The organism is Salinivibrio kushneri, from assembly GCF_027286325.1.
GTDB lineage: Bacteria > Pseudomonadota > Gammaproteobacteria > Enterobacterales > Vibrionaceae > Salinivibrio > Salinivibrio kushneri_A.
The window spans coordinates 280071-295685 of the sequence record NZ_CP114588.1 but is presented as its reverse complement, the minus strand read 5'-3'; the positions used below and the strand labels follow the sequence as shown (position 1 = coordinate 295685).

Here is a 15615-nt window from a genome sequence, read left to right as displayed (position 1 = left end):
GGCACAATCACGTTAATCTTCGCTAAAAAGATCACCGCCGTGCATATCGATCATTTCCAGCGCTTTGCCCCCGCCACGTGCTACACAGGTCAATGGGTCTTCGGCGACCACCACAGGAATACCGGTTTCTTCGGTCAGCAAGCGGTCAAGATCACGCAGCAGCGCACCACCACCGGTGATCACCATGCCACGCTCTGAAATGTCAGACGCCAGCTCCGGAGGGCATTGCTCAAGCGCGACCATCACCGCAGAGACAATCCCAGTCAGAGGCTCTTGCAGCGCTTCGAGAATTTCATTGGAGTTAAGCGTGAAGCTACGCGGCACCCCTTCCGCAAGGTTACGACCACGCACTTCAATTTCACGGACTTCATCGCCTGGATAGGCGGAACCGATTTCATGTTTAATCCGTTCTGCGGTGGCTTCACCAATCAAGCTGCCGTAATTACGGCGAACATAATTGATAATCGACTCATCAAAACGATCGCCACCAATACGCACCGACGATGAATAGACCACGCCATTAAGCGAGATCACCGCCACTTCAGTGGTACCACCGCCGATATCGATCACCATCGAGCCAGTGGCTTCGGATACTGGCAGACCTGCACCAATCGCCGCCGCCATCGGCTCATCAATCAAGTAGACTTCACGGGCGCCAGCACCCAAGGCCGACTCACGAATCGCGCGGCGTTCAACTTGGGTCGAGCCACATGGTACAGCCACCAGTACACGCGGGCTTGGGCGCATATAGCTGTGATCGTGCACCGATTTGATAAAGTGCTGCAGCATCTTTTCAGTGACGTAGAAATCAGCAATCACACCATCCTTCATCGGGCGAATGGCCGCAATGTTACCCGGTGTACGACCTAGCATCTGCTTCGCATCATGACCCACAGCCGCTACGCTCTTGGGCGAGCCTGCTCGGTCTTGACGAATAGCGACAACAGACGGCTCATCCAGAACAATGCCCTGTTCTTTTACGTAAATCAGTGTATTGGCGGTTCCCAAGTCAATGGATAGATCGTTGGAAAACATCCCGCGAAGTTTCTTAAACATGATGGTCGATTAATCCTGCAAGCTATGAAATCAGACAAATTGAGCTAAATGTATCAACGCGCACGGTAAGCAGCAAGATACGGTGCTGTAAACCTGAATGAGATCTGTGTTTTTTTTCAATGCGCTGTCATTTTGATGATTTTTCCATCAAAAACGCATTATTCCTGTTGTCTTTTTTGGGTTGGTGACTGACACGATGCCTGCGTCACCAACTGAGTAGACGCCTTCATTGATGCCGTTGCTTCGCGATAGGTCAAATAACAGGCCGTCGCGGGCTGCTCGTGAAACAGCCAAATAAAATCGACGCGATCTTGCTCCGGGTAGCGTCGAATATGCCACCGTGTTGCATCCTGCAGCGTCGTCACTAATTTGGGTAAGCCGCTGATCGTTGGATAACCATAAGCGATATCGATCTGCGTGCCGTTGACGCTCAGTGACTGTGAAGCTTGATGGCTTATCTCATTTTTTTTCGCTAACGCATGGGTGTGCGTCATGACGCTTTCAATGCCGCTTTTTAACCCTTTTAGTGCTGACACATTGGCATCCGCCTCATAATCGTAGAACTTAGGGATCGCAATCACCACCAGTACCGACAAAATACTGACCAGTAATAACGCTTCTAACCACCCACGTCCCGATTGATACGATAGCTTGATGGTTTGGGTCATCGTTTTCCCCACCGGCGGCGCTTTTTCTGCGCCGGATGTGGCGACATTTCCGCCCCCAGCAGTCGCCCTTGTCCGCCTGCTACGCCAAGCTCTTTCACTACAGACCATTCCTCATTGGTTTCCACACCCACCGCGAGTACCTCTGTGGGGGTAGCTTCACACGCGCCTAGCACACTACGTATATACAGCTGGTTCTCTGGACGTTGGTGAATATTACGAACCAGACTGCGGTGAAGCTTGATATAAGCTGGTTGAATATCTTTTACATAGTGAGTGCTCACTATCGTTCGGCCAGCTTGGTCAACAACTAGACGGCACCCTAACGCGGCAATCATTCGTAAGCAAGGCCGCGCCGCATCAAAGTGTGAAACCAGGGCACCTTCGGACACCTCCACGAGCAAACGATTCAAGGTACTGCGTGGCGTTTGTAATAAAGCATCGCGTAGCCATACCACAAACTCACGTTGGCAAAGTGAGTACGCACTCACATTAACGGCATAATTGTCGATATAGTCACGTGTTTTTAGCCACCACAGCGCTCGGCCAAGGGTGGCTTTATCAAAGGCCACATCCATGCCGACCAACTCCACGCCTGGCCAAAAACGCGATGCCTTGAGCACCTTGCCTTTTTCGTCCTTAATTCGGCTTAAAAGTTCATAGTGAAGACGGGTTTTGCCATCTCGAGCAAACACCGGCTGTCGATAAAGCATCGGGCCTTCTCCCGCCATCACCGACTCCAACAACGTCCGCCAGCGCACACTGCCACGTTTATCCAGTTGGCTGAGTTGCTTATCGAACTGGGACCAACCATTCTGCCCAGTTAGCGTCGCCGCTTTTAACGCGCGTTCAGCTTCATCCATTAATCGCCCACGTCGCTCGCTGGCGCCAAATGATGTCATACCAAGGTGAAACCAGTTGTCTTGATCAAGTGCCTCAGGTGGTGCGAGCTTATCTAAGGCATTGGTGATCTGAGCGAGAAACGGATGGACTTCATCCCCAGCTTGGTTGACCAGCAATATGGCAAAATCCGAGGCAAAATAGCGCGCCAGCACCGCATCGGGAAAACGCTGAATCGCATTGGATAAGACATTACCAATCGCTTGGATCAGTTGATCGGCGGCTTCTTGTCCGTGCTGCGACACTAACTCTTCCCACTCAGCAACACGGACCAAGATCACACTACCTTGGCTAGCGTCATCGCTAGCCAGGGTGTGCAAACGGTTATCAAACATTACCCGATTCGCCGCACCGGTGAGCTGATCAAGAAAGGTGTTGGTGCGAATAAAGGTATCAAAGCGGCTTCGCTCTTGGCGGGCTTCTTTGAGCTCCTCGATAAGCTGGGTCAATGCCGCACTGGCAGGGATAGGCCACTCTCGGCTATCGCCTTGCTGCGCATCGTCTAAACGCCCTGCTAAAATCAGCCGGCCACGCTGCTCAAGCACCTCACTGCCATACAACTGACGTCTAAGCCAGCGGATCCCCCACGCGAGCCCCAGCACAATCACCAAAATCGCCGCCGATAACGATGACAAAGGGCCAATCGAGTAAGCAAACTCGGCATAGGGCGGCACGAAGGTCAACTTGACGGCAAAGCCAGGATTGCTTTCCAAAGGAATATCGCGCGAGATCACCTGCTGATTAGCGACTGTCTGGTATTGAATTTGTTCGTATTGATACAAAATCCCAGCATCCGAGTAGATCGTTAGGGAGGTCACATTACTGGCTTTCAACATCTTGGGCAGCCAACGCGAAAAGTATTGGTTATCGCGCTGATCGCTTGCCATCTCTTGATCAATCACCTCCACCATGCCATCGACATAGTGAGAGATAAAATCAATACCGAGCTGGCGAAAACTGATCGCACCGCCAATAAACAACACAAAAATGGCGCACACCACAATAAGGGTGACAAATGCTACGAGTCGGTTGGTCAGCTTCATACCGCTGACTTTGATCGCATTGGCTGTTCTATCCATGATTCTCTGCTGACTTGGGTCGCCTTTGGGGGCTATTAGCCGCTATTATCAGGCTTGGTTATCATAATGTGAATGCCTAGCCCACGAATCGGTGGCTGTCTTTTTATTCAACGAGGACTCATGGACTGGATTACCTGTACACAAAGCTTTATCTGTGTGGTGGATCATGGCTCGTTAGCCCAAGCGGCGACGAAGCTACATACATCAAGCTCTGCGTTATCAAAACGCCTTAGTTGGCTAGAACGTCAACTGGGCGTTCAATTACTCAAGCGCACCACACGCAGTCTATCGATGACGGATGCAGGCGATCTTTTCTATCATCGTGCCAAAACGTGGGTCGACGACTGGCAACAATTGGTCAGTGAGACCACCTCAACTTTTGGTGAGGTGAGCGGTGTGTTGCGTATCGGTGCGCCATTGGTGACAGGGAACCGCTTTCTGGTCAACTTTATTGCTGAGTTTCTTGAGATTTATCCGAAAATCAAAGTTGAACTCACCACCCTCACACCCGGGCAGCTTCCCGATCTCAACCTAGATGTGGTGATCAGCCGTGAGCTCGAATATTTCAACTCCGCCAGTTATATCGCCGCCAAATTATTTGATTTTCAACCTGGTTTTTTTGCCGCCCCTGCGTATTTAGCTCGCCATGCCCCGATCACCACGCCCGAGCAATTAACCCAACACAATATTTTGCTATACGGTAATTCACATCAGCCGCAAGAACGGGTGTTTGAAGATGGCACACGCTTACAATTGTCCGGAAATTTCGTCTCACCTAACCCTGAAGCCTTAGTCAGTGCCGCGGTGATTGGCATGGGGATCATTTTGGGAGGCGCTGGGACGGTGCAAAAAGAAATCGACCAAGGCTTATTGGTTCCGGTGCTACCCGCGTTAAAGCAGCCGCGTTCCTCCGCCTATGCTTACTACCCAAAATTGGAGTATAACCACACCAAAACCAAATTATTTATCGATTTTATTAAACAGAAAGTTAAAGATTTGTACGTTTAGCGCGCAGGTAAAGCATGAGGTAACGCCAAATATTATCGGGGCTTAGCCGATTTTGGAAAAAGTATTTTATCTTTTATCTATATATCGATAACAATCTCTGCGCTAGGGTTAGCCAAGACACTCAACTCAACAAGGCACACGCTCCATGGCCTATTATAACCCTAAGTACCCTGATACCCCCGCTCTTAAACGCGCAGCAAAACGGCGTATCCCCGCCTTCGCCTTCGATTACCTTTGTGGCGGTTGCCACGATGAGATTGGCGTGGCGCACAATGCCGGGGCGTTTGAACACGTAAAACTGCAATCTGACTTGCTTGCGCCGACCCCAGAGATCGACTTATCCGTCGAGTTATTTGGCCAACGCTATGCCGCGCCTTTTGGTGTCGCCCCCGTCGGACTGCAAGGGTTAATGTGGCCCAAGGCGCCGGAAATTTTGGCCAAAGCGGCCTATCAAGCAAAGCTTCCTTATGTACTCAGCACCGTATCCTCAGCGAGTCTCGAGACCATCGCTGAGATCTCTGAGGGAACGGCGTGGTATCAACTCTATAACCCCACGGATGCCAAGATCCGTCAAGATCTCATGGGTCGCATCAAAGGTGCAGGGTATAAAGTGCTGGTCGTCACTGTGGATGTGCCGACCTTTGGTTATCGCCCTCGCGATATAAGAAATGGCTTGGCGATGCCACCGAAAATGAACTTACGCAATATCGTGCAAATGATGCAATGTCCAGTATGGAGCTGGCAGACCTTACTGGCCGGTGTACCTGAGATGCAAACCCTCAAGCCTTACATGCCAAAAAACATGCCCACCAGCGAACTGGCCAACTTTATGAATAATACAGTGATGGGCGCTGTCGATTTTGACAGTCTTAAGGTCATCCGTGATAACTGGGACGGGCCACTGGTGCTAAAAGGTTTGGTCAACCCAGACGATGTCAAACAAGCGGTCGCGCTCGGTGCCGATGCGGTGGTCCTATCCAACCATGGGGGACGTCAGCTGGATGTCGGTGAGTCACCGCTGGATACCATTCAAACCATCAAGCGCTTATATGGTGACAAAATTAAACTATTGATGGACAGTGGCGTACAAAGCGGCGGCAATGTCGCCCAAGCCATGGCAATGGGCGCCGACTTTACCCTGCTTGGCCGCACCTTTGTCTATGCCTGTGGTGCAGTAGGTCACCATGGAGGAGAGCATGCAATAGACATGCTTACCCAACAACTGACGCAAGTGATGGGCCAGCTAAAATGCCCAACGCCGACGCAACTGCCGCACTTTTTAAAAACAGGCCCTGGCGTCGCCTAGCCCAGTCGGCTCCGAGACTCACCAAAACGCAAAAAGCCCCAGCAGGGGCTTTTTCGTTGCAACAACCGTGACGTCAACACGCCATTTCACGCCGCGCGTTTTAGAACGGAATATCGTCGTCAAAATCAGGCAGGTCGTTATATTGCTGCTGAGGCTGAGACTGTGGCTGCGGTGCCGACTGCTGCTGCGGTGGCTGTTGGTTAAAGTTTTGCTGTGGTTGTTGAGGCTGCTGAGGCTGTCCCCATCCACCTTGTTGCTGCGGTGACTGCTGCATCGGCTGACCTTGGTTCTGACCACCACGGCCACCCAGCATTTGCATGCTGCCGCTAAACGGTTGTACCGCGACTTCCGTGGTGTAACGGTCTTGCCCGTTTTGGTCTTGCCATTTGCGTGTTTGCAATTGGCCTTCGATATACACCTGAGAGCCTTTGCGCAGATATTCACCCGCGACTTCGGCGGTTTTACCGAACAGCACAACGCGGTGCCACTCTGTTTTCTCACGCATCTCACCGGTGTTTTTATCACGCCATGACTCTGAGGTCGCGAGGCTGAGGTTCGCCACCGCACCGCCGTTGGGGAGGTAACGGATTTCCGGATCGTTGCCCAAATTACCAATCAAGATGACTTTGTTTATGCCACGGCTGGCCATAGGTGACTCCCACTGTTCTTGGTTGCGCGCGAAATGATTTCGCAAATTGGATAAATAAGGAGGAAGTCTAGCACGAGCACCCCAGAGGTTCGAAGCTTTTCCACGCGATCTGTTTCCATATTCTTCAGTTAACGCGTCAGCACAATGGGTTATCACTCGCAGCGTATACCTCAAAGATAAAAATGGTTTAGACTGATGGAAAGCTTGCCCAGCCTTGACGTCGGTGATCACCCACTGACGTCACACGCAGATACGCATGTTGAGTCATCATCAGTAGGATGCTTATGAACCAAGCCGAAACCACCTCAGATAGTTACACACTGCTTCTTATCTCTCAGCCCAGCATGTCTGTGTCTGCACTGATGACATGCTTGGAAAAAGAAATCCATAGCGAGGTCGAGCTCGTCACGCCCGATGCGATCACCGATAAACTCACCGCTCGCCCAGGCCTAGTGCTGGTGGACTTAAACGCCTTTGATGACATTGCCACCGAGCAGCTAAAACAATCGCTAATCCCATTTGCCGACCAACATGTCTTTGCGCTGCTCAATGCACATGATTTAAGTGCCAAAGAGCTCGCCAGCTGGCCATTTATCAAAGGGGTATTTAAAAAAGAAGATGAGATCCGACACCTGTGTTACGGCATCGAAAAAATGTTCTCTGGCGAGTACTGGCTGCCCCGTCACAAAATGGCCGCGTTAATCCACTATTATCAACAACACCACCAACAAGCGATCGACGAGCAGGCCATTGTCCTGACCAACCGCGAGCAACAAATACTACGCCATCTAGTCACAGGCGCTTCCAACCAAGATATCGCCAGTGCACTTGATGTCAGTGAGCACACCGTCAAGTCTCACCTTTATAACGTGTTTAAGAAAATCAATGTCAAAAACCGGGTACAAGCGGTATTTTGGGCAAAAAACAACTTATCCTTAATTGGCTCGACGGGGCTTGAGGGCTATCCTGGCGCTGACGACGATCACCGCTAGTTGGGTCAAACTCATCAATCAAGGTAGGATGTCGCGTCACTCAGTTAAAAAGGAAGTCAGGGGATGGGATTTGATGTCTTTAACGGGGATGCGGATGGGCTCACCGCGCTGGTGCAATGGCGCTTGGCACACCCGCAAGCAACCACTTTAATTACCGGTGTTAAACGCGATATTGCCCTGTTAAAACAAGTACCCACCGACACCGAACAGGTCACTGTACTCGACGTTTCTATGGCGAAGAACCAAGCCGCACTCGCGACATTACTCGCAGCTGGCACGCGCGTGTTCTATGCCGATCATCATCAAAGTGGCCCCATCCCAGACTCGTCCTTGCTAGACGCGCATATTCATACCAGTGCCAATACCTGTACCGCGCTCATTATCGACAAGCTTGTCGGTGGTCAGTATCGAGAGTGGGCGTTGGTTGGCGCGTATGGCGATAACCTGGATCGCACCGCCAATGCCCTCGCTCGGCAGTCTGGCCTCGACGAACATACACGCGCCCGCTTAGAGCGGCTCGGCCACTACCTCAACTACAACAGCTACGGTGCAAGCTTAGATGATCTGATTATCCCGCCCGCGGTGCTATACCGTCACCTGTGTGGCTTTACCACCCCCGATGCCTTTATGCGCGCCTATCCAGACATGGTGATGGAATTGGCCGATGCGTATCAACACGATCGGGAGCGCGCCCAAACCCTCACTCCAGAGCGTAGTGATGAAAGCGCCCAGCTGTACCTGCTTCCTGATACCGCATGGGCACGCAGAATCAGCGGCATGTTTAGCAACCAGTTAGCCAACCGCAACCCTGACCACGCCCATGCTGTGCTCACCCCTATGCCTGAAGGAGATTGGATGGTCAGTATTCGTGCGCCTTTAAATCGCCCTACTGGGGCCGCGCAATTGGCAGAGCAGTTTGTCACGGGCGGAGGACGGGCCGCCGCAGCAGGGATTAATGCCCTTCCTTCTGCGTCCCTATCAGCCTTTACCGATGCCTTTATGACGCATTTTTCAGCACATGCCGGGTAAGCAACGCGGGTGTTGTCACGCTATCTGGGGGCATTGGTGCGTAGGACTTGCTTAGCCGCACTGAACCCAGCAAACTATTGACCCAGATAACATTGTTAGCAGCCGCTTGCTAACAACCCGCTTAGGGGTGTCGACCGCGTTATAAACCGCTCGCCATCCAACAAAAACGAAAGGATCTGAGATGATAAAAAAATGTCTGTTCCCAGCGGCTGGCTATGGCACCCGCTTTTTACCGGCAACCAAGTCGATGCCCAAAGAGATGATGCCGGTGGTTAACAAGCCTTTAATTGAATACGGCGTGGACGAAGCCTTGGAAGCGGGTATCAATGGGATGTGCATTGTCACCGGACGTGGTAAGCATGCCATCATGGATCACTTTGATAAAAACTACGAGCTGGAACATCAGATCAGTGGCACCAACAAAGAAGTGCTATTGGATGATATCCGCAACACCATCGAAAAAGCCTCTTTCACATACATTCGCCAACATGAAATGCGCGGCCTGGGGCATGCTATTTTAACCGGGCGTGAGCTGGTCGGCGATGAAGCCTTTGCCGTTGTACTGGCGGATGATCTTTGCATTCATTCTGGTAATGGCGTGCTCAAACAAATGGTCGCGCTTTACAACCAATTCCGTTGCTCCATCGTGGCCGTGGAAGAAGTCCCCGAAGATGAGACTCACAAATACGGTGTGATTGCCGGCCAAGAGATCAAAGATGACCTTTTCCGCGTAGACAACATGGTGGAAAAACCCGATCCGGGCAATGCGCCAAGTAACCTCGCCATCATTGGTCGGTATATTCTTACGCCTGATATCTTTGATCTGCTGGAAAACACCCCGCCGGGTAAAAACGGCGAAGTGCAGATCACCGATGCACTGCTCAAACAGGCACAATCAGGCTGTGTACTGGCGTACAAATTTAAAGGCGAGCGCTTTGATTGTGGCAGCGTGGAAGGCTTTATTGAAGCCACCAATCACTGCTACAAGCACCACTACCTTGGCGGAAGCAACAAAGACGAAGCGACGGTGAAGAATCGTCGATAACGTAAACCGCGTCGGATCGCGTGTTTTTCCCCTTCGTGTAAAGGCTGTGTAAATATACAGCCTTTTTATTTGGTCATGGTCATGTCTGTGCCATACTAGGCGACCAACCAGTGAGCTGACTGAGTAGTAGGATAATAATGGACAATATCGACGTCAGAGGCGCGCGCACGCACAACCTCAAAAATATCAACCTCACCATCCCTCGCGACAAGCTGATCGTGATTACCGGCCTATCTGGCTCGGGAAAATCATCGCTGGCCTTCGACACCCTATACGCTGAAGGCCAGCGCCGTTACGTTGAATCCTTGTCAGCGTACGCACGTCAGTTTCTTTCCTTGATGGAAAAGCCGGATGTTGACCATATTGAGGGCCTGTCGCCTGCCATCTCGATAGAGCAAAAGTCCACGTCGCACAATCCACGCTCAACGGTCGGCACCATCACTGAAGTGTACGACTACTTACGCTTACTTTATGCGCGTGTCGGCGAGCCACGTTGTCCCACTCATGATGTGACCTTAGCGGCTCAGACCATCAGCCAGATGGTCGATAAAGTGCTTGCACTGCCGGAGGGCAGCAAGCTGATGTTGCTCGCACCGATCATCAAAAATCGGAAAGGGGAGCATGTTAAAACGCTTGAGAATTTAGCCGCTCAAGGGTTTATCCGTGCAAGGATCAATGGTGAAGTGTGCGATCTATCCGATCCGCCGACACTTGAACTGCAAAAAAAGCACACCATTGAAGTGGTGGTCGATCGCTTTAAAGTGCGCAGTGATCAACAGCAGCGTCTGGCCGAATCATTTGAAACCGCGCTCGAACTCACCGGCGGCAGCGCGGTGATCAGTTGGATGGACGGCGAAGGGGAAGAGATCATTTTTTCTGCCAACTTTGCCTGCCCACATTGCGGTTACAGCATGCAAGAGCTTGAGCCGCGCCTGTTCTCGTTCAATAACCCAGCCGGCGCCTGTGGCACCTGTGACGGCTTGGGAGTGCAACAATATTTTGACCCTAAACGCGTGATTCAAAACCCAGCGGTTAGCTTAGCGGGGGGCGCGATCCGAGGCTGGGATCGACGTAATTTTTATTACTTCCAAATGCTGCGATCGCTGTCTGAGCATTACGGGTTTGATTTGGAAGTGCCATGGCAAGATCTCTCCGGCACCATTCAGGATATCCTCTTGTATGGGTCAGGGCCAAAAGAGATCGAGTTCAAATACGTCAACGATCGGGGCGATATTCGTGTACGCAAACATCCGTTTGAGGGGATCCTCAACAATATGGAGCGTCGCTATCGCGACACTGAATCCAACGCCGTACGCGATGAACTGGCCAAATACATCGCCACTAAACCCTGTGCCAGCTGCGGTGGCTCACGCTTACGCCAAGAAGCCCGTCATGTGTTTATCGACGGCCACAATCTACCCGAGGTTTGTGAGCTGAGCATTCAACAGGCGCTGGATTTCTTTGAACAACTGACCTTAACCGGACAGCGCGCCAAAATTGCCGAAAAGGTGATGAAAGAGATCCACGACCGGCTGCGGTTTTTGGTCAATGTGGGGCTTAACTACCTGAATTTATCGCGCAGTGCCGATACCCTCTCTGGTGGTGAAGCACAGCGTATTCGACTAGCCAGCCAAATTGGCGCGGGCTTGGTCGGCGTGATGTACGTCCTGGATGAGCCTTCTATTGGCCTGCACCAGCGTGACAATGCCCGTTTGCTTGACACCTTGGAGCACCTGCGCGATTTAGGAAACACCGTGATGGTGGTCGAACATGATGAAGATGCCATACGTGCGGCCGACTACATCATTGATATTGGCCCGGGGGCCGGCGCACATGGTGGACAAATTGTTGCCGAAGGCAGTTTAAAGGACATACTCGCCAGTGAATCGTCACTGACAGGTCAGTATCTAAGTGGTAAACAAGCGATTGAGGTGCCTGCACAACGCATTGAGCGCGACCCGAGCAAAATGCTGACTCTAAAGGGGGCGACGGGCAACAACCTGAAAAACGTTGATCTCCACCTGCCTGTCGGGCTACTGACCTGCGTGACGGGCGTGTCGGGCTCAGGCAAATCAACGCTTATCAACGACACCTTCTTTAAAGTTGCCCACCAGCAATTAAACGGCGCGACCACCGCTGATCCAGCGCCTTACGAGTCGATTGATGGGTTGGGACATTTCGACAAGGTGATCGATATTGACCAAAGTCCTATTGGCCGTACCCCACGCTCAAACCCCGCCACTTATACGGGGATCTTTACCCCGATCCGTGAGCTTTTCGCCGGTACCCAAGAGGCGCGAGCACGCGGGTATAAAGTCGGCCGTTTTAGCTTTAACGTGCGCGGTGGACGCTGCGAAGCCTGCCAAGGTGATGGCGTGATCAAAGTGGAAATGCACTTTTTACCCGATGTGTATGTGCCTTGTGATGTGTGTAAAGGGAAGCGTTATAACCGTGAAACACTCGAAGTGCGCTATAAAGGTAAAACCATCGATGAAGTGCTGGAGATGACTGTCGAAGACGCGCGTGCGTTTTTTGACGCCGTGCCCGCTATCAAGCGTAAACTGCAAACATTGATGGATGTCGGCTTGAGCTATATTCGCCTTGGCCAAGCCGCCACCACCTTGTCAGGCGGCGAAGCGCAGCGTGTAAAACTGGCCCGTGAGCTGTCTAAGCGCGATACCGGTAAAACGCTCTACATCCTCGATGAACCAACCACGGGGCTTCATTTCCATGATATTCAACAACTGCTGAATGTCTTACATCGCTTGCGCGAACAGGGCAACACTATCGTGGTAATCGAGCATAATCTGGATGTGATAAAAACCGCGGATTGGATCATCGACTTAGGGCCAGAAGGCGGTAACGGCGGCGGTGAGATCATCGCCCAAGGCACGCCAGAAGACATCGTCAATGTGGTGGGTAGCCACACGGCTCACTTCCTGAAACCTATGTTGGAGCGATAATGACCTCAGCGCTGCCGCAGAGTCGTGTGATACGAAAGCCGCTAACAACCCCATTTCTGCTAGCGTTAGCGGCCTTGTGGTTAATCTGCTTACCACTCTACTCGGTATCTCTCCCGCTGGTGGGCATACGCCACCCTGCGGCAGCCTTATCACTACTGACCTTGGCGTTTACCTTAGGGTTTGCCTGCCTGGAAATCGTGCGTCAACATACCTGGCGTGCAAGCCGACTGACCTGGATGCTCGGTTTGGCAACAGGCCTGGCGATTGTTCCCTATTTCTATCCGCACGCTGAGGCACTCAATAGCGGTTATGCCATGGCCGCCTTGATACTTAGCCTCGGTTTCTTCTCCAGCCTTCAGCAGTTTGTGTTTAACCATTCGCAGCGGCAAAAGCTACTCGGGGTATTTTTGCTCGCCTCTTGGCTAGCGGTGCTGTCGGTGTTGGGTAATCAATCACCACCGGGCATGGGGCCTTTCATGTTTAACAACTGGGTGCCTCACTTGCCCCCAGCGGTCACGCATACCCTGCTGCTCACTGGCCTCACCTTAGCGGCGTATATTCTCGCTAGAGAGCCGAGTGGCCGCTACCGGCATCCCGTCAGCCAAAGCTTATTGGCCGTCACCCCCTTAATTTTTATTCCTGTATTAGCGATGCAAGGCCAGCCGCTGCTGCTGCTCTTTGCATTGTGTGCCATTGTGTTGCAACAAGCCTATTTGGGTCGCTTTGCCTCCAGGCGCCAGCACAAAGCGTGGCTTGTGGCAGTCTGTCTCGGCGCTATCCTGGCGATATTCTCCCTCAGTGGTCAAGATAGTTGGCAATGGCTGAGCGCCGGCGAGCAACGTGCGCTGCTATTAGCGTGGCAACAATGGCAGACAACGCCCTTTTTCGGGGTGGGCATGGGGAATGGCAAGCAGGCTTTGCTGTTGCTTTCTGCTTCACAACCCGGCCATCTTGGTCCAGTCAGCCTACCCAGTGCACTGCTGTTTTGGCTGTTGGAAGGAGGCTTATTGATTGGATTGGGCTACGTGTTGGTGATCATTGCTCTGGGCGTCAGGATCCTTCGTGCTCCCTCAGGGACACGGCGGATCTTGATTGCTTTGGTGCTCCCTCCGCTCACAGGGCTGATGATCTATCCGGTGAGCGGCACCCAGTGGTTCAATGGGATATTGTTACTCCTTTGGCTATACTGGCTTGACAACCTCACCAGTAAATATCGCCGCTATCCGGTACTCACCCATGATTACAGCCAGCGTGTGGCCAGTCGCACCATGATCACTGCCCTCGTCATCGCGACACTTGTGTGCCTGTCGTCCGTGTATTTGGCCAATCGTTATTTGCGCGACTCTTTACTCAGTTCGCAACGTTTTGCCTTATACCAGCAACATCCATGGTGGCAGCAAAAGCTGGCCCACGCACAACAAAGCCGTCAGTTTCAAGCTAATTTGGCACGTTTATCAGAGGCGGAGCGCCAGCAGCATCTCAACCAATTATTGCGCCAAGTCGCGCAAAGACCACGCTTTGCTGGCTACCAGCATGCTTATCAGGTGGCTTTACAAATCGGTGACCGTCAACGGGCTCGCGATATCCAGCAAGAAGCGCGTTACTTGTATCCAAACGCAGCGAAGGTATGGACAATCCGCCATACCCTCCCAGAAAATACAACGCCCTAGCGTAATGCTTCTTCAAGGGCTTTAAGGCACAGGGCGATGTTCTCATCCCTTGCGCCATAGCCCATTAAGCCGATCCGCCAAGCTTTACCCGCCAAATCACCGAGGCCGGCGCCAATTTCCAAGTTATAGGTGTTAAGTAAATGCTGGCGCACAGCGGCATCATCCACACCGTCAGGAATATAAACCGCATTTAACTGGGGTAAACGGTAAGGCTCATCGACCACAAAGCGGATGCCTAAACGCTCTAACCCTGCTTTTAAGCGTTGATGCATGGTTTGATGACGCTGCCAAGCGTTCTCAATTCCCTCTTGATATAACTTGAGCAATGATTCATGCAATGCATACAGACTATTAACCGGTGCAGTATGGTGATAACTGCGTTTGCCGTCGCCACTCCAATACCCCAGCACCAAACTTTGATCGAGAAACCAACTTTGCACTTTATGCGTCCTGGCCTGCATTTTCTCGACCGCACGCGAAGAGAAGGTAACAGGCGATAGGCCAGGTACACACGATAAGCACTTCTGACTGCCCGAGTAAACGGCATCTAACTGCCATTCATCGACTTTCAACGGCACACCACCGAGTGAGGTCACCGCATCCACAATAGTAAGGCAGCCGTGCTCTCGCGCCAGCGTCGCCAATACTTGTGCGTCTGAGCAAGCGCCTGTGGACGTCTCTGCGTGAACAAAGGCGACAATGCTGGCCTCTGGATGTGCTTTTAAGGCCGCTTCAACCTTTTCAGGATTAACCGGATCACCCCAAGCATCATCGACCATCACCGCGTGTGCGCCACAACGCTCCACGTTTTCTCGCATCCGGTCGCCAAACACGCCATTGCGACACACGATCACCGTATCGCCAGGTTCCACCAAATTGACAAAACAGGCTTCCATCCCTGCACTTCCGGGCGCAGAGACCGCTATGGTAAACGGGTTTTCGGTTTGAAAAGCGTACTGCAGTAGCTGCTTGACCTCATCCATCATGGCAATGAATAAGGGGTCAAGATGTCCTAATGTCGGCTTGCTCAATGATTGCAGCACCGACGGGTAAATGTCAGAGGGCCCTGGCCCCATCAATGTGCGAGCGACGGGTTGAAAAGACTGAATATCGGAAATTGCACGAGCCATCACGAATCCTTGTTGTTGGTACCGAGGCTCACCGTTATAGCATATTTTTTCGCCATTCCCCTAGCCTCTGGCACATGAACTGTGTGATCGCTAGCGGCGATTCGCTTTTCTTGTCAGTGTCGA

At 52.1% G+C, this 15615-nt stretch carries 12 protein-coding genes; 7 read left to right on the top strand and 5 right to left on the bottom strand.

Annotated elements, in window-relative coordinates; all coding sequences use genetic code 11:
• Positions 1-12: 12 nt before the first annotated feature.
• The 3 genes from N8M53_RS01495 to csrD form a co-directional block, all read right to left on the bottom strand.
• A complete protein-coding gene (locus tag N8M53_RS01495) occupies positions 13-1056 on the bottom strand; it encodes a rod shape-determining protein (protein ID WP_046073887.1) in 1044 nt (347 codons plus the stop codon).
• A 158-nt stretch (positions 1057-1214) separates the two neighbouring features.
• Positions 1215-1724, bottom strand: coding sequence for a hypothetical protein (locus N8M53_RS01490; RefSeq protein ID WP_269579222.1), 510 nt, complete (start codon positions 1722-1724; stop codon positions 1215-1217).
• Entirely contained in the window at positions 1721-3700 is a 1980-nt protein-coding gene (csrD, locus tag N8M53_RS01485; protein ID WP_269579221.1) for an RNase E specificity factor CsrD, read from the bottom strand. Before csrD ends, N8M53_RS01490 begins: the two co-directional genes overlap by 4 nt.
• A 120-nt stretch (positions 3701-3820) precedes the next feature.
• On the opposite strand from csrD, the gene N8M53_RS01480 reads away from it, so the two are divergent.
• Entirely contained in the window at positions 3821-4708 is an 888-nt protein-coding gene (locus N8M53_RS01480) for a LysR family transcriptional regulator (RefSeq protein ID WP_077772665.1), read from the top strand.
• A gap of 145 nt (positions 4709-4853) precedes the next feature.
• Positions 4854-6014, top strand: a complete 1161-nt coding sequence (locus N8M53_RS01475; protein WP_269579220.1) for an alpha-hydroxy acid oxidase — start codon at positions 4854-4856, stop codon at positions 6012-6014.
• A 100-nt stretch (positions 6015-6114) separates the two neighbouring features.
• On the opposite strand, the gene N8M53_RS01470 is transcribed toward N8M53_RS01475, so the two are convergent.
• The gene (locus tag N8M53_RS01470) at positions 6115-6663 is read right to left on the bottom strand and encodes a single-stranded DNA-binding protein (protein ID WP_077772663.1); all 549 of its coding nucleotides are present in this window, start codon (positions 6661-6663) and stop codon (positions 6115-6117) included.
• A gap of 284 nt (positions 6664-6947) precedes the next feature.
• Here N8M53_RS01470 and N8M53_RS01465 point away from each other — a divergent pair, with 284 nt between their 5' ends.
• The 5 genes from N8M53_RS01465 (at position 6948) to N8M53_RS01445 (ending at position 14362) form a co-directional block, all read left to right on the top strand.
• A complete protein-coding gene (locus tag N8M53_RS01465) occupies positions 6948-7655 on the top strand; it encodes a LuxR C-terminal-related transcriptional regulator (protein WP_269579219.1) in 708 nt (235 codons plus the stop codon).
• Between the two features lie 63 nt (positions 7656-7718).
• Complete coding sequence (locus N8M53_RS01460) at positions 7719-8684, top strand: DHH family phosphoesterase (protein ID WP_269579218.1); 966 nt, start codon at positions 7719-7721, stop codon at positions 8682-8684.
• A 181-nt stretch (positions 8685-8865) separates the two neighbouring features.
• On the top strand, positions 8866-9729 hold the full coding sequence (gene galU, locus N8M53_RS01455; RefSeq protein ID WP_269579217.1) for a UTP--glucose-1-phosphate uridylyltransferase GalU: 864 nt from the start codon (positions 8866-8868) through the stop codon (positions 9727-9729).
• 137 nt (positions 9730-9866) lie between these two features.
• Positions 9867-12692, top strand: coding sequence for an excinuclease ABC subunit UvrA (gene uvrA / locus N8M53_RS01450; protein WP_269579216.1), 2826 nt, complete (start codon positions 9867-9869; stop codon positions 12690-12692).
• Complete coding sequence (locus N8M53_RS01445; protein WP_269579215.1) at positions 12692-14362, top strand: Wzy polymerase domain-containing protein; 1671 nt, start codon at positions 12692-12694, stop codon at positions 14360-14362. The genes uvrA and N8M53_RS01445 overlap by 1 nt, the downstream gene beginning before the upstream one ends.
• Here N8M53_RS01445 and N8M53_RS01440 read toward each other — a convergent pair.
• Positions 14359-15492, bottom strand: coding sequence for a pyridoxal-phosphate-dependent aminotransferase family protein (locus N8M53_RS01440; RefSeq protein WP_269579214.1), 1134 nt, complete (start codon positions 15490-15492; stop codon positions 14359-14361). The genes N8M53_RS01445 and N8M53_RS01440 overlap by 4 nt on opposite strands.
• Between the last annotated feature and the right edge of the window lie 123 nt (positions 15493-15615).

Coding starts and splice junctions, on each gene's coding strand:
- N8M53_RS01495 (WP_046073887.1), bottom strand. CDS start 1,056: ATGTTTAAGAAACTTCGCGGGATGTTTTCCAACGATCTATCCATTGAC.
- N8M53_RS01490 (WP_269579222.1), bottom strand. CDS start 1,724: ATGACCCAAACCATCAAGCTATCGTATCAATCGGGACGTGGGTGGTTA.
- csrD (WP_269579221.1), bottom strand. CDS start 3,700: ATGGATAGAACAGCCAATGCGATCAAAGTCAGCGGTATGAAGCTGACC.
- N8M53_RS01480 (WP_077772665.1), top strand. CDS start 3,821: ATGGACTGGATTACCTGTACACAAAGCTTTATCTGTGTGGTGGATCAT.
- N8M53_RS01475 (WP_269579220.1), top strand. CDS start 4,854: ATGGCCTATTATAACCCTAAGTACCCTGATACCCCCGCTCTTAAACGC.
- N8M53_RS01470 (WP_077772663.1), bottom strand. CDS start 6,663: ATGGCCAGCCGTGGCATAAACAAAGTCATCTTGATTGGTAATTTGGGC.
- N8M53_RS01465 (WP_269579219.1), top strand. CDS start 6,948: ATGAACCAAGCCGAAACCACCTCAGATAGTTACACACTGCTTCTTATC.
- N8M53_RS01460 (WP_269579218.1), top strand. CDS start 7,719: ATGGGATTTGATGTCTTTAACGGGGATGCGGATGGGCTCACCGCGCTG.
- galU (WP_269579217.1), top strand. CDS start 8,866: ATGATAAAAAAATGTCTGTTCCCAGCGGCTGGCTATGGCACCCGCTTT.
- uvrA (WP_269579216.1), top strand. CDS start 9,867: ATGGACAATATCGACGTCAGAGGCGCGCGCACGCACAACCTCAAAAAT.
- N8M53_RS01445 (WP_269579215.1), top strand. CDS start 12,692: ATGACCTCAGCGCTGCCGCAGAGTCGTGTGATACGAAAGCCGCTAACA.
- N8M53_RS01440 (WP_269579214.1), bottom strand. CDS start 15,492: ATGGCTCGTGCAATTTCCGATATTCAGTCTTTTCAACCCGTCGCTCGC.